The 19205-nt window shown below is 67.7% G+C and carries 16 protein-coding genes; 7 read left to right on the top strand and 9 right to left on the bottom strand.

Going from position 1 to position 19205, the window contains the following annotated elements:
* Nucleotides 1–21 precede the first annotated feature (21 nt).
* The 3 genes from BFD71_RS05755 (at nt 22) to BFD71_RS05745 (ending at nt 3652) form a co-directional block, all read left to right on the top strand.
* Nucleotides 22–987, top strand: a complete 966-nt coding sequence (locus tag BFD71_RS05755; protein ID WP_069262296.1) for an NADP-dependent oxidoreductase — start codon at nt 22–24, stop codon at nt 985–987.
* A 271-nt stretch (nt 988–1258) separates the two neighbouring features.
* Entirely contained in the window at nt 1259–3046 is a 1788-nt protein-coding gene (locus BFD71_RS05750; protein WP_069262295.1) for a glycoside hydrolase family 15 protein, read from the top strand.
* A gap of 294 nt (nt 3047–3340) precedes the next feature.
* The gene (locus tag BFD71_RS05745; RefSeq protein ID WP_069262294.1) at nt 3341–3652 is read left to right on the top strand and encodes a hypothetical protein; all 312 of its coding nucleotides are present in this window, start codon (nt 3341–3343) and stop codon (nt 3650–3652) included.
* A 63-nt stretch (nt 3653–3715) separates the two neighbouring features.
* On the opposite strand, the gene BFD71_RS05740 is transcribed toward BFD71_RS05745, so the two are convergent.
* The 4 genes from BFD71_RS05740 to coxB are packed head-to-tail and all read right to left on the bottom strand — an operon-like array spanning nt 3716 to nt 9129.
* The gene (locus BFD71_RS05740) at nt 3716–5014 is read right to left on the bottom strand and encodes a c-type cytochrome (RefSeq protein ID WP_069262441.1); all 1299 of its coding nucleotides are present in this window, start codon (nt 5012–5014) and stop codon (nt 3716–3718) included.
* Entirely contained in the window at nt 5011–5445 is a 435-nt protein-coding gene (locus BFD71_RS05735; protein ID WP_083245077.1) for a hypothetical protein, read from the bottom strand. The genes BFD71_RS05740 and BFD71_RS05735 overlap by 4 nt, the downstream gene beginning before the upstream one ends.
* Nucleotides 5442–8096, bottom strand: a complete 2655-nt coding sequence (ctaD, locus tag BFD71_RS05730) for a cytochrome c oxidase subunit I (RefSeq protein ID WP_083245076.1) — start codon at nt 8094–8096, stop codon at nt 5442–5444. Before ctaD ends, BFD71_RS05735 begins: the two co-directional genes overlap by 4 nt.
* A gap of 1 nt (nt 8097) precedes the next feature.
* The gene (gene coxB / locus BFD71_RS05725; protein ID WP_069262293.1) at nt 8098–9129 is read right to left on the bottom strand and encodes a cytochrome c oxidase subunit II; all 1032 of its coding nucleotides are present in this window, start codon (nt 9127–9129) and stop codon (nt 8098–8100) included.
* Between the two features lie 95 nt (nt 9130–9224).
* Here coxB and BFD71_RS05720 point away from each other — a divergent pair, with 95 nt between their 5' ends.
* Nucleotides 9225–9407, top strand: a complete 183-nt coding sequence (locus BFD71_RS05720) for a hypothetical protein (protein WP_069262292.1) — start codon at nt 9225–9227, stop codon at nt 9405–9407.
* Nucleotides 9408–9462: 55 nt separating this feature from the next.
* Here BFD71_RS05720 and BFD71_RS41330 read toward each other — a convergent pair whose 3' ends face one another.
* From BFD71_RS41330 to BFD71_RS05705, 4 genes are read right to left on the bottom strand one after another with little or no spacing between them, the layout of a single operon-like run.
* Nucleotides 9463–9615, bottom strand: a complete 153-nt coding sequence (locus BFD71_RS41330) for a DUF6496 domain-containing protein (protein WP_176732830.1) — start codon at nt 9613–9615, stop codon at nt 9463–9465.
* A 60-nt stretch (nt 9616–9675) separates the two neighbouring features.
* Nucleotides 9676–11337: a GMC family oxidoreductase gene (locus tag BFD71_RS05715; protein ID WP_069262291.1), complete on the bottom strand. Its 1662-nt coding sequence runs from the start codon at nt 11335–11337 to the stop codon at nt 9676–9678.
* Nucleotides 11327–11998 (bottom strand): gluconate 2-dehydrogenase subunit 3 family protein, encoded by a 672-nt coding sequence (locus BFD71_RS05710; RefSeq protein WP_069262290.1) that lies wholly within the window; start codon nt 11996–11998, stop codon nt 11327–11329. Before BFD71_RS05710 ends, BFD71_RS05715 begins: the two co-directional genes overlap by 11 nt.
* Nucleotides 11995–12927: a hypothetical protein gene (locus BFD71_RS05705; RefSeq protein WP_069262289.1), complete on the bottom strand. Its 933-nt coding sequence runs from the start codon at nt 12925–12927 to the stop codon at nt 11995–11997. The genes BFD71_RS05710 and BFD71_RS05705 overlap by 4 nt, the downstream gene beginning before the upstream one ends.
* A gap of 150 nt (nt 12928–13077) precedes the next feature.
* Here BFD71_RS05705 and BFD71_RS05700 point away from each other — a divergent pair, with 150 nt between their 5' ends.
* The 3 genes from BFD71_RS05700 (at nt 13078) to BFD71_RS05690 (ending at nt 18848) form a co-directional block, all read left to right on the top strand.
* Entirely contained in the window at nt 13078–14067 is a 990-nt protein-coding gene (locus BFD71_RS05700) for a chemotaxis protein CheB (protein ID WP_069262288.1), read from the top strand.
* A 73-nt stretch (nt 14068–14140) separates the two neighbouring features.
* Nucleotides 14141–18220 carry a CheR family methyltransferase gene (locus BFD71_RS05695; protein ID WP_069262287.1) on the top strand — a complete coding sequence of 1360 codons (4080 nt, stop codon included), beginning with the start codon at nt 14141–14143 and terminating at the stop codon, nt 18218–18220.
* A 34-nt stretch (nt 18221–18254) separates the two neighbouring features.
* The gene (locus tag BFD71_RS05690; RefSeq protein ID WP_069262286.1) at nt 18255–18848 is read left to right on the top strand and encodes a recombinase family protein; all 594 of its coding nucleotides are present in this window, start codon (nt 18255–18257) and stop codon (nt 18846–18848) included.
* On the opposite strand, the gene BFD71_RS05685 is transcribed toward BFD71_RS05690, so the two are convergent.
* Nucleotides 18841–19179, bottom strand: a complete 339-nt coding sequence (locus tag BFD71_RS05685; RefSeq protein WP_256094501.1) for a hypothetical protein — start codon at nt 19177–19179, stop codon at nt 18841–18843. The two genes, BFD71_RS05690 and BFD71_RS05685, sit on opposite strands and share 8 nt — an antisense overlap.
* Nucleotides 19180–19205 lie beyond the last annotated feature (26 nt).

The raw sequence follows: 19205 nt of genomic DNA, 5'->3' as shown, positions 1-19205 counted from the left end.
TGGGCGCACAAGGAGCCATCGATGGACGCTGATATTCCCGAGACGATGCTCGCGTGGCGCGTGCCGCGCTTTGGCGGCGTGGAGTCGTTGCGCCAGGAAAGCCTGAGCGTGCCCGAGCCCGCGCATGGAGAAGTGCTGATCGAAGTGCAGGCTGCCGCGCTCAATCCCGTCGATCTCAAGACGCTGCAAGGCCGCTATCCGCTCGTTACGGAAGGCGATTTGCCGTATACGCTGGGCCGCGACGTGACGGGCGTGGTGGTGAGCAGGGGCGAAGGCGCACAGGCATGGCCGCAAGGCGCGCGCGTCTGCGCGTTCGTGGGCCAGGGGTCTGGCGCGCTCGCCGATTACGTGGTGGTCGACGCAACCGCGCTGGCGGGCGCGCCTGCAACCTGCGCCGTGGACGCGGCGGCCGCCATTCCGCTCGCCGCGCTCACGGCGTGGCAGGGTTTGTTCGAGCACGGCAAGCTGCAAGGCGGCGAGCGCGTGCTGATTCAAGGCGCGAGCGGCGGCGTGGGGCGCTTCGCCGTGCAGTTCGCGCGCCATTGCGGCGCGCGCGTCGTCGCGACGGCCTCGGCGAGCGAACGCGACGCGCTATTGGCGCTCGGCGCGAGCGAAGTCATCGACTATCACGCGCAGCGCTTCGAAGAGGAGGCAGGCGAGGTGGACCTCGTGTTCGACCTCGTGGGCGGCGAAGCCCAGCAACGCTCGTGGCAGGTCGTCAAGAACGGCGGGGCGATGGTCTCGACGCTGGGCGAACCTTCGCAGGCGCAAGCGAGCCGCCACGGCGCGCGCGCTACGCGCTACACCGCGCGAGCGGACGGCGCGCAGCTCGCCCATATCGTCGAGCTCGTCGAGAAGGGCGCGGTGAAGGCCGAAGTGGTCGAGCGCTTCGACTTCGACGACACGCCAAGGGGCTTCGAGCGGCTCGCCGGGGGGCACCTGCGCGGCAAGCTCGTGGTGATGCGTCAGTGGCACGACGCCCTTTGATCTTCGATGCTCACGCTGCGCGCACGCGACGCTGCGAGATGTCCTGGAGTGTATTCGTCGCATTGGCAAGCCGGGTGTGGGCTGCGCACGCGTTTCAAGCCTTACACGTAATCGATGCAAGTTCGCGCGCGGCCGACTGCAGCGCGAAAAGACGGTGTGCGCAGCCATTGCAAAGGGACGCGCCCTCATTGGGCTTGCAAACCTTTCGGGAATCCGAAGTGCTCGCACGGATTCGAGCGCGCCCATTCGTGCGCGGGTAGCGCTATCGTCCATGACCCGAACACGCCTCATCGAAGATTACGCATTGCTTGCCGATGGCCGCAGCGCGGCGCTGCTCGCTCGCGATGGCTCGATCGACTGGCTCTGCTGGCCGCGTTTCGACAGCGAACCCTGCTTTGCCGCGCTGCTCGGCCGCGAAGAGGATGGCCACTGGCGCCTTGCACCCGCCGATCCGGCGCGCCGCGCGAGCCGCAGCTACCGGCGCGACACGCTCATGGTCGAAACCGCCTGGAAGGGCACGCACGGCAGCGCGCGTGTGATCGACTTCATGGCGGCTGATAGCGCTGAACCGTGCATCATGCGCATCGTCGAAGGCGTGGACGGCAGTGTGGATATGCACATGATCGCGCAGCCGCGCCGCGCGGATGGGCACGCTGCGCCACACACGATAGACGCAAGCGGCGCGGCGACCGTGCACGCCGCGTGTGGCCCGATGACGTTGCGCGCGGAGGTGCCGTTGCGTGTCCACGCGCAGGCGCTCGAAGCCGCGTTCACGGTGCGCGCGGGCGAGCGCTTCGTTTTCACGCTATGCCCGGGCGAGGCCGTGGGCGTCGATCCCGCATCGGCCGTCACGGCGCTGCACGACACGCAACGTCACTGGCGCCGCTGGATCGACCACTTCGACAACGATCGAACGCTCTGGCCGCAAGCGGTGCGGCGCTCGCTCCTCACGCTCTACGCGCTGGTCTACCGTCCGACGGGCGCGATGGTCGCCGCGCCCACCACGTCTTTGCCGGAGGCGCCGGGCGGCGAACTCAACTGGGACTATCGCTATTGCTGGCTGCGCGACGCGAGTTTCGCGCTGGAAGCGTTGCTCGAAGCGGGCTTTCACGACGAAGCGCGCGCCTGGCGCGACTGGCTGCTGCGTACGATCGGCCATGTGCGCGGACACATTCACGTCATGTATTGCGTCGATGGCTGCCACGTGCCGCGCGAGCGCGAGGTCGACGCCCTGGCGGGCTGGCAGGGCGCGAGGCCCGTGCGCTTCGGCAATGCGGCGTGCATGCAATATCAGCCGGATGTGTTCGGCGAGGCGTTCGATTGCCTCTATCTCACGCGGCGCGCCGGCATCGTCGCGGCGCAGGAGGAGGCCGAACTCGAAGCGCGCTTGATCGGCTGGCTGCTCGATCATGGCGGGAAGCCGGGCTCGGGAATCTGGGAGACGCGTGGCCACGCGCGCCACTACACGCTTTCGCGCGTCATGGCGTGGGTGGCGCTCGACCGCTTCATCAAACACTGGTGTGAAGACGGCCCGGGCATAGGCGACCCGCTGGTGCAACGCGCACTGCAGATGCGCAAGGCCCTGTACGAGGAGGTCTGCGAACACGGCTGGAGCGCGCGGCGCGGCGCCTTCGTCCGCGGTTACGGCGAAGAGGCGCTCGATGCGAGCGTGCTCCTCATGCCACTCGTGGGCTTCATGCGCGCCGACGAGCCGCGCATGTCGGCCACCATCGACGCGATTCGCGCCGAACTGGGCGAAGGCGGCCTGATTCGTCGCTGGCGGCTCGGCGGGGACGAAGCGCCCGACGAAGGCGCCTTCCTGGCGTGCTCGTGCTGGATGGCCGACTGTCTCTACCTGCGCGGCGACGTGGACGAGGCCATCGCCCAGTTCGAGCGCGTGCTGGCCGTGGCCAACGACGTCGGTTTGCTCGCCGAAGAGTATGACGTGGGGGCGCAGCGGCTGGCGGGCAATTTCCCACAGGCGCTCAGTCATCTGGCCGTGGTCAAGACGGCAATGCTGCTGAGCGGATCGGCGAAGGGTCATCGCCGCGCCAGGTGAGCCGGCGCGGGTCGTCAGGCCGATTGGCCCGCCGGCCACGATCGCCCCGATCAGCCGCGCCGCGAAATCGGGCCGGGTAACGACGAGCGGCATCGGGTTCATGAGATCGGCAGGGCTCATTGCAGGCTCGGCCCATAGCGACGCAAACGTGCGCGCAAGCCGTATGCCCCTGCGCTGCGGCAGACGCTCGCATGCGTGGCACACCATGTGCGCTGCGAAGGGCTAGCGCGCGGGTGGTTTTCAGCACGCACCGCCCGTTTTTTCTTATCCAGACGATGACGAGGAAAGCCAACCATGAAGCCACGACACTATTTCATTTCTGCACTAGCGAGCGTGACGCTTGCTACATCGGGTCTCGCGCTCGCCCAGGGTTCAGGCGGCGGCAGCAGCAGCACGAGTCCAGGCGCTGCGACCGGCGGCGCGAGTGACGTGTATCCGGCGCAGACTCAGGGCGTCGAGCAGAATCCTGCCGCTACCGGTACGACACACAAGTCGACTCATCACAAGAAGCACACGAAGGCGATGTCCAAACCGATGAACGACACGACCAACACCCCGGGTGCGGACGCAAGCAGCGACAGCAAGGGCAATAAGCTCGTCAGATAGCCCCTGACCCGGATGGCGCGCGGTCGTTCCCCACCGCGCGCCATGTTTGACTGGAAGGAACGCTCAACGGTGGATCGCGCCGCGCAGTCGCGTGACTTCGGCGGGTGCGATGGGCGCCGCGTCGTTGCCCCACGCGCCGCGCACGAAGCTCGCCACCTGGGCGACCTCGCTGTCCGTGAACTGGGTGCGGAACCCGGGCATCTTGCGCGGCATGCCGCCATTACCGGTTTGCGGACTCTGGCTGCCTTCGACGATGAGGCGCAGTACGCTTGTCGCGTCGGACGAGAGCGCGAGCGAACTGCCCGCAAGGGGCGGCGCCTTGTCGGGTTTGCCGGCGCCGTCGGCGCCGTGGCATTTTGCGCAGTACGAGAGATAGAGGCCGGCGCCGGGCCGCTCCGGCGTGCCGCCGTGCAATGCCGCCATGGTCGAGGCGCGCGCGGCCGCGGAATCGGCATACTGGCCACTCGCCTCGCGTGCGGGCAGCGATTTCAGATAAGTGGCGATGGCGTGCAGATCGTCGTCGCCCAGGTATTGCGTGCTCGCGCCCACCACGGGCGCCATCGCGCCGAATGCATAGGCGCGGTCGTTGTGCCCGTCGCGCAGGAACGCGGCGATGTCGTCGGCACTCCAGCGGCCCAGGCCGCTGCCGGGGTCGCCCGTGAGATTCGGCGCGTACCAGTGGTCGTTCACGCCGCCCGTGAGGTAGAGCGGGCTGCTTTGCGTGTAGCCCATTTCGTTGTAGGCGGGCCCGCGCGGCGTGTGGCACGCGCCGCAGTGGCCGAGACCCTGCACGAGCCAGGCGCCGCGATTCCACTGCGCGGTCTGCCCGGGGTCGGGCTCGAAGCGGCCATGCTGTGCGAACGCGAGACGCCAGAACATCATCACCCAGCGCTGGTTGAACGGAAACGGCAGATGCGTTTGCGGCGCGGCATTCGGCACCGGCTTCACGCCATACATGAAGTACTGGTAGAGCGCGTTCACGTCGCTTGCCGCCAGCGCCGCAAACGACGGATAAGGCATCGCGGGATAGAGCCGCTTGCCGCCACGTGCTTCGCCGCGCTGCAAGGCCGCGGCGAACTGCGCGGGCGTGTAGTCGCCGATGCCGTGCACGGGGTCGGGCGTGATGTTGCTCGCGTAAATCGGACCGAACGGCGAATTCACGGCGAGACCGCCGCCGAAGGGTTCGCGCTTGGCGGAATCGTGGCACGAGGCGCAATCGCCCGCTTTCGCGAGCTTTTCGCCGAGTGCGATCTGGGCGGCATCGGGCGGCGGTTTCGTCGTCGCGAACGGCTCGTCGCGGTGGCAGCCGGCGAGCAGCACGAGGGCGGCGAGCACAGCGCTCGAACCAGCGCGGGTGTTCATCGCAACGCCCCGCATAGCCGTTCGAGCGGCAACGCGAACAGCACCGAGATCGTGAATACGAGCGCGATCGTGAACGCCACGGCAACGGCCATGCTGCTCCAGGCGAGAAAGCGGAAGGTGTCGCGCTGCGGCGTGTCGACGGCGGCGCTTTCGCGCCACGTGCGTCGCGCCAGCAGCGCGCCGGTGAGCGCCAGAGCGAACGCAGCGGCGGAGACGAGCGCAAGCGTCCAGTGCACGACCTCCCAAGGCTCGCCATTGCGTTGCGGGACGCCGCCGGCACACGCGGTGGCCGCGAGCGTCTGGCAGACCAGCACGTGGACCGCCCAGATGGCCGGCACGCCAAAAATGCCGTACCACACGGCAATATGCTGCCGCAGCGTGGGCCGGATGCGTGCGGGCACGGGTGCTGGAGACGCGGCGGAGTGCATCATCGTCCTCGCATCCAGTAAGGCGAGAGATAGAGCACGGAGAAGATGAAGAGCCACACCACGTCGACGAAGTGCCAGTACAGGCCGCCAATGGTGAGCGCCGCATCGCGTCTGCCGTCGAAGTAGCCGCGCGCGATCCAGAACGCGAGCGCGGCGAGCATCAGCACACCCGCCATCACGTGGGCCATGTGAAAGCCCGTGATCGTGAAGTAGAGCGAACCATACAGATGCGTCGCAAGCCCGTAGGGCCGGTCGTGCCACTCGAAGAACTGGATCGTGACAAACGCGATGCCGAGCGCAATGCCGGCGATCATCGACCAGAACGCGGGCCAGGAGCGCGCGCGCCGCACAAACGCGCCCGCGAGCCATACGAACACGCTGCTCGTGAGCAGCAGCGCCGTGTTCAGTCCGCTCATGCCGAGCTTGGGCAGGCCATCGGGCGGCCAGGGCTGTGCGCTCTGCGAAGCGAGATAGAGGTACGAGAAGATCAGGTAGCCGAACAGCGCGGTTTCCGTCACGACGAGCGTGAGCACGCCCCACCAGCCGCCCGCATGTTCGCCGGCGCTGCCCACGGGCAAGGCAAGGGTTTCGTCTTCGCTTCCTGTCGTGATCGACTCGGCAGTCGTCTCGGCGACTTTGCCGGCGGGCGTCGTGCCTTGCGGCGCGAACGGTTCGCGCTGTCCTAGCGAGCGCCGCGGCCACAGCCACGAGAGCAGCGCGAGTCCGCATGCGAGCCCGGCGAGCGCGGTGAACTGAGTCGAATGGAACAGCAACCCCACGAACACGAGCGTCGAAGCCACGCCCAGCACGAAGGGCGCGTAGCTGTCCTCGGGCATCTTGAGGATGACGTCGGGCTCGCCCATGAGGGGCGTGACGCCGAGCGCTTCGCGCCCGCGATGGAGCAGATAGCCGGGACGCGGCACATTTGCATCGGGCTGCCAGAGCGGGTCCCGCGAGCGCACGCTCGGCAGGATCGCGAAGTTGTACGGAGGCGGCGGCGACGAGGTCGCCCACTCGAGGCCCGCCGCATTCCATGGGTTCGCGCTCGCGCGTGCGCCGCGCCGCGCGCTCACGAGCGCATTGCCGATGAACATGGCGATGCCGATCGCGAACACGAACGCGCCGATGCTCGTGAGCAGGTTGGCCGTGTCCCAGCCCATGCCTTCCGGGTAGGTATAGATGCGCCGCGGCATGCCGAGGAGCCCGGAGATGTGCATCGGAAAGAAACCCAGGTTGAAGCCGACGAACGTGACCCAGAAGGTCCACTTGCCGAAGCGCTCGTGCATGAGCCGTCCGGTGAACTTGGGAAACCAGTACGTGAGGCCGCCGAGCACCGGAAACACGTTGATGCCGAGCAGCACGTAGTGAAGGTGGGCCACGACGAAGTAGGTGTCGGTGAGCTGCCAGTCGAGCGGCACGGCGGCGGTCATCACGCCGGAAACGCCGCCCACGGTGAACATCAGCACGAATCCCGCGAAGTAGTAGAACGGCGTCTTGAACACGGGCTTGCCGGTCCAGATCGTGGCGATCCACGCGAACACCGCAATTGCGCTCGGCACGGAAATCACCATGCTCGCCGCACCGAAGAAGGCCAGGGCGAGCGGCGGCAGGCCCGTGGCGAACATGTGATGGAGCCACACTTCGAAGCCCACGAGCATGGTCGCGACCGTTGACAGCGCAACGGCCGCGTAGGCGACGATCGGGCGGCGGCAGAAGGTGGGCAGCGCGTCGGACACGATGCCCATGGCGGGCAGCACGACCACGTAGACCCACGGGTGCGCGAAGATCCAGAAGAGGTGTTGCCACAACAGGGGGCGCCCGTCGGCTGTCGTATCGAAGAAGTGCGAGCCCGCGTTGCGGTCGAGCCAGAGCATAAAGAACGCGAGGCTCACGGAGGGCACGGCGAGCAGATTGGCGGCCGAAGCCGTGAGCGTGCTCCAGACGAGGATGGGCAGGCGCGCGACCGACATGCCGCTGGCCCGCATGCGCAGGAACGTGATGACGAAGTTCCCCGCGCCCACTGTGGTGGAAATGCCGAGCAGCACCATGCCGAGCGCGTAGACGTCGATGTTCGGCCCGGGGTCGTAGGCGGCCGTGGAAAGCGGCACGTAGTTGAACCAGCCCGCATTGGCTCCCTGTCCCGCGGGAAAGCTCGCGTAGAGCAGAATGCCCGCGCCGAGAAAGACCCAGTACGAGAGCGCGTTCAGGCGCGGGAACGCCATGTCGCGCGAGCCGAGCACGAGCGGCCACAGGTAGTTCGAAAAGCCGCTCAGCACGGGGAGCGCGTAGAGAAAGATCATCGTGACGCCGTGCATCGTGAACAGCTGGTCGTATTGCTCGGGCGTGAGCAGCGTTTCGTTGGGGCGCGCGAGTTGCGCGCGCATGATGAGCGCCTCCACGCCGCCCAGCACGAGGAACACGAACGCCGTGACGAGATAGCGGAGGCCGATGGTCTTGTGATCCACCGTGGAGAGCCAGCCGCGCCAGCCGGCGCGCGTTTCCCACATCTCTTCGAGGCGGCGCAGGGTGGCTTCGTCGAGCGGCGCCGTGCCCGTTTCCGGCACGCGCGAGAGGCGCCCGGCACGCGGACGGCGCGGCACCGTCGCGCTGGCGGGACGGTCGGAAGCTGCGGGGGAGGCCGGGATATCGTTCATGTCACTGGAGTGTGTCGAGCCACGCGCCGAGGTCGCTCGCCTCGGCCGGAGTGAGGGCAATGTCGGGCATGAGCGATTCGGGTTTGCGCTGCTGCGCGTGCGCGACCCAGTCGAGCCGGTTGACGGATGTGTTGGCGAGCGTGCCCGCGGCGATCAGGCGCCGCGAGGCGAGATGCGTGAGGTCGGGCGCCTGCATGCCGCCCGACTGCGTGCCGCGCACGGCATGGCAGCCGCCGCAGCGCGCGGCGAAAAGCTGCTCGCCGCGCTGCGCCGCGCCGCTTTGCGCGGCCGCTGCGGGCTGCCGTTGCGCATCGAGCCAGCGCGAGAAATCGGCGGGGGCTTGCGCGACCACTTCCATGGCCATGTGCGCGTGCTGTGCCCCGCAGAACTGCGTGCACTGCCCGCGCCATACGCCGGGATGGTCGGCCTCGATCCACTGGTGATTGACCTGGCCGGGTATGGCCTGCGTCTTGCCCGCGAGCGCCGGAACCCAGAACGCGTGCACGACGTCGGCGCTTTGCAGATCGACGCGCACGGGCTCGCCCGTGGGAATGTGGATTTCGTTGGCGGTTTCGAAGCTCGCGCCCTCGGGCGTTCGATAGCTCACTTTCCACCACCAGTCGTAAGCCGTGACGGTCACGGTGAGCGAAGGCTCGCGCGGCGGGTCGGCCACGGCGGCCAGCACGCGCAGCATCGCCACGAGCGCGCCCAGCAACAGGACCGATGAAATGGCCGTGCCGACGGCAACGATGCGGTTCGCCGTGCGCTCGCCTTGCTCGTCGGCCACGTTGGTTTGTAACAAAGCTTCATCTTGCGCCGCGCCACCGCGACGCCTGCGCCGGATCGCCAGATAGAGCAACGACGCTATGACGATGCACACGCCCACGCACAGGACGGCGAGGCCCCAGTCGAGCGCCTGCACCGGACCCGATGCGGGGCCCGCGCTGTGCAGGAAGTAGGCAAGAGGGGTCATGAGCGGCGCAGCAGCGTAGGCGTCCAGAACGTTTTTCGCCTGCGCACCCGGCATGCCCATGCACGCCTCATCGCTGCGCGAGCCAGGCACACGCGCTGCGCGATCCCGGCAGTCCCGCTACGCGCTTTTACCGGCGTTTTTTATGGAGATCGAGCATGCAAAGCCCTTACGACCTGCCCCGTTTTCGACGCGTCCAGATGGAGCCCGTCACGCCGCCGAAAAAGAACGATCCGGGCGGCGGCGCAGAACCCGACGAGCGCGAATCCGGCGCCCCTCAGGCGGAGCCGCACCAGTTGCCGGACCTGCCGGAACCTGCCGAAGTCGGCGAGGATGGCTAACTCACGAAACACGAAACGCGTGATGAAAGACGCGCCGCGTGCGCGGCGCGCCCGATCACTTCTGGTTCTTCTTCGGAATCTTCGCGCCGGATTTGCGCGCCTGGTTCAGCGCGATGGCAACGGCTTGCTTCTGCGACTTGCCTTGCTTCACTTCCGTCTTGATGTTCTTCGAGATCGCTTCGCGAGTTTTTCCCTTGCTGAGTGGCATGATGGCCTCCTTTTGAAAAACATCTGCGTCAACGCACGACGCGTGCCCGCGCGATGGTCATCAAAGCTCGCCGCGCGCGGCCAGCGTCTTGATGCGGTCGGCGGTGCGGCACGCAACGGCCTGGATGGTGAGCGAAGGATTGACGCCGCCTACGGTCGGAAACACGGAGCCGTCGCAAATCCATAAATTCGGAATGTCCCATGAGCGGCAGTCCGCATCGACGACGCTCGTTTGCGCGTCGCTGCCCATGCGCGCCGTGCCGTTCAGGTGGCAGGTGTCGTCGTCCTGGGTCCAGATGTCGCGCGCGCCCGCCGCCTCCAATGCACGGCTCATATAGTCCAGCGCGTGGTTCACGAGCCGGCGGTCGTTCTCGCCCATCGACCATGTGACGCGTGCGACGGGCAGGCCGAGCGCGTCTTTCTCGTCGGCGAGCGTCACGCGGTTGCGTTCCTGCGGGAGCGTCTCGCCCACCATCTTGAGACCCGCCTGATGGTTGTACTTCGTCATCTCGCGCATGAGCGCGTCGCCCCACAGGCCGCGGCTCGTTTGCGTCGCCGCCCAGACGAGCGGAAGCGGGCCCTGGCTCATGTAGCAATAGCCGCCGTGAAAGTCCTTGCCTTCGTCCTGATAGTTCCAGTGTTCGGTGAGCGCCAGCGAAGGCGGCCCCTTGTACCAGCGGATTTCGTCGTCGAATACGCCCCACGCGGCCTGGTTCGTCTGCACCATGAGATTCTTGCCGACGAGTCCCGAGCGGTTCGCCAGGCCTTCGGGAAAGCGACCGTTCGCGGAGAGCAGCAGCAGGCGCGGCGTTTCGATGGCGTACCCCGCCACGACCACGTTGCGCGCGCGCTGGAAATGCCAGCGCCCCTCGCGATGAAAATGCACGCCGGCGGCGCGAGCCAGCGCGTCGGTTTCGATGCGGCCCACCATCGCGAGATCGCGGATTTCCGCGCCCGCGCGCACGGCGCGGGGAATCCACGTGACGAGCGCGCTCTGCTTCGCGTTGGTCGCGCAGCCCGACACGCAAAAGCCCCGATAGACGCACTGATGCGCGTCGCCGCGCGGCGCGGAGAGCGTCGCGAGCGGCGTGGGCGCCCAGGGAATGCCGAGCGCCTCGCAGCCGCGGGCGAGCACGAGGCCCGCGCCGTTGATTTCATGCGCGCGATACGGATAGCGCGGGCGTTTGGGTCCCCACGGATAGTTCACCGGCCCGGAGATGCCGAGCGCCTGCTCGACCTCGGTGTAGTAGCGCCACATCTCGCGCCAGTCGAGCGGCCAATCCACGCCATAGCCGAGTTTGGTGCGCGATTGAAACCACTCGGGCCGAAAGCGCAGCGAGACCATGGCGAAGTGGACGGTGCTGCCGCCCACCGCACGGCCGCTGTTGTTGCTGCCCAGCTGCAAGGGGTTTTCGCCGTCGCAGATGCGTTCGTCGGTCCAGTAGAGCTTGGCCTGGTGGGTCTCGTCGGAGGCGAATTCTTCGAGGGGCCGCCACCATGCGCCCGCGTCGAACGCCACCACGCGAAAGCCCGCCTCCGCAAGCCGGCAGGCGAGCGTCGCGCCTCCCGCGCCGGTGCCGACGATGGCGAAATCCACCGGATCGTCGAGCGCGTATTCGTGCATGGGGATCCAGCCACCGCGCCGGAACACGTCGGGCGCGCGGCCGTGTTTGCCGCGCGGCGCTTCGCTGGCGTCGGTCGAGTCGGCGAGATCAGCGCACACGCTCGTTCTCCCTGCGGGCGGCCTCGTGCGCCGCGTCGCTTTCGTCGGCGGCTTCGACGGCTTCCCAAGGATCGCGCCGGTTCGTATAGAGGCGCACGTAGCCGCGCGGATTCGCCGGGCCGCCAAAGCCCATCGCATTCCACGCGAGCGGGTGCGACCAGTACGCGGCGCTCACGTCGTGCAGCACGCGCTTCGCGAAGAACAGGTCGCACGGCATGCCGTGCCAGGCCCGGCTGCGCAGCTCGCCACGCTGCATGCGGGCGACGAGCGCACGCCGCCGTTCGTCGTCCAACTGGGCAAAGGGCTCCCCGGAGGCTTTCACGCTTTCCGCATCGAGGGCGGCGAGCCCCGTCTCCCAGGCGGCGCGCAACGGCGGCAGGCGGGCGTCGCGAAACCCGTCGCGGCGGTCGTCGAGCAGTTTGCCTTCCACGAGCGCGGCGACCGGCACGCCCGGAGCGTGCACGCCATTGACGTTGCCGGGCTGCGGCACGATCGTGTCGCACAGCGCGAGCAGCGTTTGCCACTGCGATGGACCGAGATAGCGCGCCTGGTTCGGGGTGTTCAGGCGCGCCGCGATCACCGCACGCGTGGGGGCGTCCCACGAAGGCGTGTCGCGTTTGGCAAGCACGTCGTAGCCGGGATAGGTCGGCGTTCGGGTCATCGTTCGGTCTCCCGCATGCGCAACGCCGCAAGCCCCGCGAGCGCGAGCGCGCTGAAGGCGGGCGGCGCGGGCAGGGGCGGCCCCGCGAACAGATTTTGCGACCAGTTGCGCCAGCCGCCCTGCGCGCGCGCCACGCCGTTCGCATGAAAGCCGAAGCCCGCAAAACCGAGCGCCGCCGTGAGCCGCAGCCAGAAGCGCGCGAACACGCTCGCGCGGGCCGCATGGCGGGGCGGGGCCCACGCCGCATGCGCGAGCAACGCGCTGCTCACAGGCACGATGGTCACGGGCGCGTACATCGCCGGATGCTGGAACGCGCCGCGAAAGTGCAGCAGCGCCGCCTCGGCCGCTGTGCCGAGCAGCCCCACGCCCGCCACCAGCGCGAGCGCCTTGCCCGCGGGCATGCCGAAGAGCTGCGGGTCGTGCCCGGGCTCGTCGCGCAACTGCTCGGCGACTGCGCCCAGCACGCCGGAGAGCACCAGCGCGAAGGGTGCGCCCGCCGGCGCGCCGTAAAAGGCGTTATGCCAGCTGAATCCGCCGGGCCGCTTCGTCACGTTGTAAAGATGGAAGGCGGTGCCCGTCACGCCGGTCGCGGCGCTGGTGAGCTGGATCGCGTGACGCAGCCCGTGCGAGGCCGCGCGCCGGTCCGCGCCGCCATGCAGCGCCGCGGCGAGCGAGCAGAGCGCCACGGCGGGCGGCAGGTACATCGCACGGTTTTCGAACGAGCCGCGATAGTGCTCCATGGCGCTGTCGGCCAGTACGGAGAGCGCGAGCAGCGCCGACCCATGATTGAAGCTGCGCGCTGCGGCCACGTGCTTGCCGCTCGCACGTGCGTGCGCAGCTTCGCGCAGGCTGCGCGTGGACCACATGGCGAGCGCGGCGCCCGCCGCGACGCTCGCCATGGCCGCGGCGGCGCGCGTGGATCGTGTCATCGGCCTGCCCTCCGTCCTGTTCGTCAGTCCCCGACGAAACAGCAAGGCAGATGCCGCGGCCCCCGCGCTCGCTCTCTGCCACCCCTGCAGGCACGGCAATTGCGCAAAGTGACGGATTGATCCCGATTCACCTGCCAGCCTGGACACCAATTGATCTACCGAGACTTCATCGCCATAGGCACATCGTCGGGCGGCGTCGATGCGCTTCGAAGTCTTGTGTCCGCGCTTCCGCCCGACTTGCGGGCGACGATCGCAATCGTGCTCCATGTGGGCAGCCACTACAGCCATCTGCCTTCGCTGCTCAACAGCGCAGGCCCGCTGCGCGCAGTGCATGCCGCGGACGGCGAAACCTGGGCGCGCGGCAGGATTTACGTGGCGCCCCCCGACCAGCACATGATCGTGGAGGGCTCGCATCTGCGGCTCGTGCATGCCGCGAAGGAAAACTTTGCCCGTCCGGCCATCGACCCGCTCTTTCGCAGCGTGGCCGCGGAACTGGGCCCGCGCAGCATCGGCGTGATTCTTACGGGCCTGCTGGACGACGGCGCGGCCGGTCTCGAGGCCATCCAGGCCTGCGGCGGCACCGGGATCGTCCAGGACCCGTCCGACGCCTTCGCCAGCGAAATGCCGCTCAACGCTGCGCCGTTCGCCGACTACATCCTGCCGCTCGCGGGCGTGGCCCACCGGCTCGTGGAATTGACGGACCGCGCGCCGCCCGCAACGGCCGAGGAAGGCGTCGCGAGACGCCGCGCCGCCGGGCTCGTCAGCACGGAGCTGCGCGCCTGGCGCGAGGGCAATGGCCTGGCCGGCGATCTGACCAGCATCGGCACGCCTTCGACGTTCACCTGCCCCGAGTGCAACGGCACGCTCTGGCGCCTCGACTACTCGCGTCTGCTGCGCTACCGCTGCCATACGGGCCACGCCTACACGGCGGCCTCGCTCAACCGGGGCCGCAGCCGCGACGTGGAGCGCTCGTTGCGCGACGCGCTGCGCGCGCTGCGCGAGCGCGAATCGATGAGCCGTGCCCAGAGCGAACACTACCGGCAGTGCGGCGACCGCGATGCGCAGCAGCGGGAGGAGGAAACCGCGCGGCGTGCGGGCGATGCGGCAGGACTATTGCAGTCGATGCTCCTGGAGGGATAATGTCGGCGCAGCACCCGCGGCCTGAGCGCGCGAGTGCGAACGCGATTCATTCCAACTTCAGGACCTGGCGATCATGCCGAAACGACGTGGCCATATGCCCCGCAGCCAGACCAATTATCCGATCGTCGGTATCGGCGCATCGGCAGGCGGCCTTAGCGCGCTGCTGGCCTTCTTCGAATCCCTTCCCTCCCACACCTCGATGGCGTTCGTCGTGGTCGTCCATCTCGCGCCCGACCACGAAAGCAGTATGGCCGCGCTGCTGCGCAAGGCGACCGACATGCCCGTGGTGGAGGTGACGAGCCCGACGCCCATCGAGCCCGACCATGTGTACGTCATCACACCGTCACTCGATCTGGCGATGGTGGACGACTATCTGCGCGTTTCTCCCAGTCAGCCTCAGGAGGGCCGCCGCGCGGCGATCGACGTGTTCTTCCGCACGCTCGCCGAAACGCATCACGAGCGCGCCATCGGCATCGTGCTCTCGGGCGCGGGCTCGGACGGCTCCGCCGGCCTCTCGCGCGTCAAGGAGATGGGCGGCATCACGTTTGCCCAGGATCCCGCGGAGGCGGAATACGACAGCATGCCGCGCAGCGCCATCGCCACCGGCATGGTCGACTTCGTCACCACGGCGGCGGAGATGCCGCAGCGTCTGATGGACCTCTGGTCGACGACGAAGGAAATTCAACTGCCGGTCGCGGAAAGCGAGGAGCGGCGCGAAGAGCATATCAACGAGGCGGCCGAGCGGGCGCTGCGCGAGATCATGATCATCCTGCGCACGCGCACGGCGCACGATTTCCGCCACTACAAGCGCGCCACCGTCCTGCGCCGCATCGAACGGCGCTTGCAGGTCAACGGCATCACCGACCTGCAGGCGTACCGGGACCATCTGCATCTGCATCCCGAGGAAACCCAGGCGCTGCTGCAGGACATGCTCATCAGCGTCACCAACTTCTTCCGCGACAAGGAAGCGTTCGACGTGCTCGAGCGCGAGGTCCTGCCGCAGCTGTTCGAAGGGCGCGGCGAACAGGACCGCATCCGCGTGTGGTCCGTGGGCTGCGCCACGGGCGAGGAAGCCTATTCGCTGGCGATGCTGCTCCAGGAGCGCTCGCTCAAGTCGACGGAAGGCACCTCGTTCCAGGTGTTCGCAACCGACATCGACGAACGCGCGATTTCGTTCGCGCGCACGGGGCTCTTCCCTGACTCGATCCTCGCCGACGTCACGCCGGCACGCGTGCGCCAGTTCTTCTCCAAGGACGCCGCGCATTATCGTGTGAAGAAAGAACTGCGCGAGCACATGCTGTTCGCGCATCACAACGTGCTGAGCGATCCGCCGTTCTCGCGCCTCGACCTGATCTGCTGCCGCAACCTGCTGATCTATCTCGACCGCGAAGCGCAGATCGAAATCCTCAAGATGTTCCACTTCGCACTGCGGCCGGGCGGCGTGCTGTTCCTCGGCAGTTCCGAATCCGCGGACAGCGTGAGTTCGATGTTCACCGTGGTGGACAAGCGCAACCGCATTTACCGGGCGAACATGGCGGTGCGCGGCGACACGCCCGTGCCCGTGGCGATTGCCGGCACGATGAACGCGCGGCCCGTGGTCGCGACTGTGCAGCCGCCGGGGCGCCGCCGCTTTTCGTTCGGCGACCTGCACCAGCGCCTCGTCGAACAGTACGCGCCGCCTAGCGTGCTGGTGAGCCGCGATTCGGAAATCGTGCATCTGTCCGACCGCGCGGGCCGCTTCCTCCAGTATTCGGGCGGCGAGCCTTCGCACAACATCGTCGCCGCCGTGCGCCCGGAATTGCGGCTCGAGCTGCGCACCGCGATCTACCAGGCGCTGCACACGAACCGCAGCGTCGAGGCGCGGCGCGTACGTCTGGAGCGCGACGGGCGCTCGTATTTCGTCAACATGACGGCGCGGCCGGTGCACGACCCCGAGGCGAACGCCGACTTCGTGCTCGTGCTCTTCGACGAAGTCGAAGACAGCATGAGCGGGGTGGAAACGGCTTCCGTAGACGTGCAGAAGGACCCGATCATCACCCAGCTCGAACGCGAACTGCAGCGCACCAAGGAGCAGCTGCAGTCGACCATCGAGCAGTCGGAAACCTCGACGGAAGAACTGAAGGCGTCCAACGAGGAACTGCAGGCGATCAACGAGGAACTGCGCTCGGCGACCGAGGAACTCGAAACCAGCAAGGAAGAGCTGCAGTCGATCAACGAGGAGCTCACCACCGTCAACGCGGAGCTGAAGTCGAAGGTCGAAGAGACCAGCAAGATCAACGACGACTTGCAGAACCTGATCGCGGCGAACGATATCGGTACGATCTTCGTGGACCGCAACATCTGCATCAAGCGCTACACGCCGCGCGCGACCGACGTGTTCAGCATCATTCCTTCGGATATCGGCCGCTCGCTGCTCGACATCACGCACCGGCTCGAATACGACAAGCTCGCCGACGACGCCGCCGAAGCCTTCGACTCGCTGCGCCTGATCGAGCGCGAGCTGAAGAGCAACGACGGGCGCTGGTATCTCGCGCGCTTCGTGCCGTATCGCACGACCGAAGACCGTATCGACGGCGCGGTGCTCTCGTTCATCGACATCACCGGGCGCCGCCAGGCCGAAGACCAGTTGCGCGAAGGCGAGCGGCGCATGCGCATCGTCGCCGAGGGCACGAAGGACTACGCGATCATCACGTTCGACGACGAAGGTTACATCACGAGCTGGAACGCGGGCGCGGAACGCATTTTCGGTTATACGGAGGCCGAAATGATCGGTCAGTCCGCCGATCTGCTCTCGACCGAAGAAGACCGCGTGAACAAGGTCGCCGACCGCGAGTTCGCGCTCGCGCGCCAGCATGGCCGCACCGACGAGGAACGCTGGCACCTGCGCAAGGACGGCACGCGCTTTTTCGCGAGCGGCGTGCTCTCGCGCCTCGACGAAGCGGGCGTCAGCGGCTTTGCCAAGATCGCGCGCGACCTGGGCGAGCTCGTGCCCGCGGACGCGGACCTGCACAACGCCACCCTCGAACAGGTGCGCGACGCCGGCGAGCGCGACGGGCAGCGGCGCCAGGACGAGTTTCTCGCGGTGGTGTCGCACGAACTCAAGCATCCGCTGAACTTGATCTCGGCGAGCGCCGAACTCATTGCGCGGGCGCCGGAAACGCGCCAGAGCCTGAACCTCACGCGCGCGGCGGACACAATCCGGCGCACCGTGGTCGGTCAGGCGCAGATCATCGACGACCTGCTGGATATTTCGCGCGTGCGTACCGGCAAGCTTTCGGTCATGCGCTCGGCGGTGGACATGCGCGAGATCGTGCAGCGCGTTTGCCACGCCGTGCAGTTCGAGGCGCAGCAGCGCGGCATTGCGCTGAACGTCTCGGTCACACAGACGCCGGTGATCCTGCATGCCGATTTCACGCGCATCGAGCAGATTGTCTGGAACCTCATCAGCAATGCCATGAAGTTCACCCATCGCGGTTCGGTGGACGTCTCGCTGGAGGTCGCCGAAGACGAAGCCGTGCTGCGCGTGAAAGACACCGGCACCGGCATCGAACCGGCGCTCCTGCCGCATATCTTCGACATGTACAAGCAAAGCCGGCAGTCCGCCGCGCGGCGCTCGGGTCTCGGCATTGGCCTTGCGCTCGTGCGGGAACTCGTGACGATCCACGGCGGCAGCGTGCGCGCGGAGTCGCAGGGCCTGGGGCGCGGCGCGACGTTCACGGTGACGCTGCCGATGCAGCGTTCGTTCGCGCATGCGGAAAGCCACGACGGCGCGGCCGTGGCGTCGCTGCAGGGGCTCCATATCCTGATGGTCGACGACGACGCCACCACGGTCGAGACGTTCAAGCTGCTGCTGGAGAGCGAAGGCGCGAATGTGCAGACGGCCACGAGCGGCGAGGAAGCGCTGACGCTGCTCAACGGCAACGCGCCGGATCTCGTGCTCTCCGATCTCGGCATGCCGGGCATGGACGGGTACGAGTTCATTGGCAAGCTGCGTTCGCAGCCCGCGCTCGAATCCGTGATCTGCATCGCGCTGAGCGGCTTTGGCCAGGAGGCCGATGTGGAGCAGTCCGAGCAGGCGGGTTTCGACGCGCACCTCAAAAAGCCGGTACAGCTCGAAGATCTGCTGGCGACTTTCGCGCGCTTGAGACGCTAGTTCGCGAGCCTCCGGGCGAGTACGGGAGCCACGTGTGCAACGGACGTTCTTCTACATCAACGGCGCGAGCGACGGCGAGTTTCCCGAGCGGGAGCTGATCCAGCTCGACAAGGCGGGCTACACCGTGGCGCTCAGCCGCGTGGCCATCGACGCGGTGGCGCCGTATGTAGCCGCCGCCGAACGGCCCGCGTTGACCAGGCTGCTTGGACGCATCGATGCCGAGGACGAGTTGGTGGTCCTGCAGCTTTCCGCTTTGGGCTGCAACGCGCGCGACGTGCTCGCTACGCTGCTCAACTGCCGCAAGGGGAAAATTGGCGTGCGCTGTGTCGAACTGGGCGGCGTCGATCTCACGGGGCGCCCCGAGCCGCAAGCGGTCAAGATGCTGCGCGCGGTGGTCCGCATGGAGGCGGCCGCGCGCAGCGAACGCAGCCGCAACGGCCTGAAGCTCGCGCAGCGCAGCGGGCGTCCCACGGGCAGGCCCGCCTCGCTTTCGGCGCACGACCGCGCGCGCGTGATGAGTTCGCTGGGCAGCGGACTCTCGGTGAGCGAAGTGGCACGGCGCTTCGGCACTTCGCGGCAGACGGTTCTGCGCATACGCGCCGCCGCGGGAACGCCGGATCTCAAGTAATCAGCGTATAAGGGTCGGCTTCCAGCGCGACGCCCGCCCCGCGGATCACCTGCATGTAAGCGAACGTGTCACCCACTGCAGCGCTGGCTTGCTCCGCGAGACTGCGCACATCTGCCGATTTCTCTGCACTCGCCATCATGGATTCCAGCGCTGCCGAGTCCGCGAAGCCGTGCGCGGCCGCGGCACAGAGAACCGCATCGAGAATACGTCGGGCCGCCGCGCGGGCATCGACCGACGCGAGCGGGGCGCGGTAGGCGAGAAAGCCCGCCATCAACAGAAAGTCCGCTGGGCTGATACGGTGGCCATTGCCAACCGGCACGCCTTCCGGCATGTCGTGATGTCGCGACATACTTCGCC

It is taken from the genome of Paraburkholderia nodosa, from assembly GCF_001718195.1.
Taxonomy (GTDB): domain Bacteria; phylum Pseudomonadota; class Gammaproteobacteria; order Burkholderiales; family Burkholderiaceae; genus Paraburkholderia; species Paraburkholderia nodosa_A.
The sequence above is the reverse complement of the archived record's forward strand: the minus strand, read 5'-3'. Positions and strand labels throughout refer to the sequence as shown.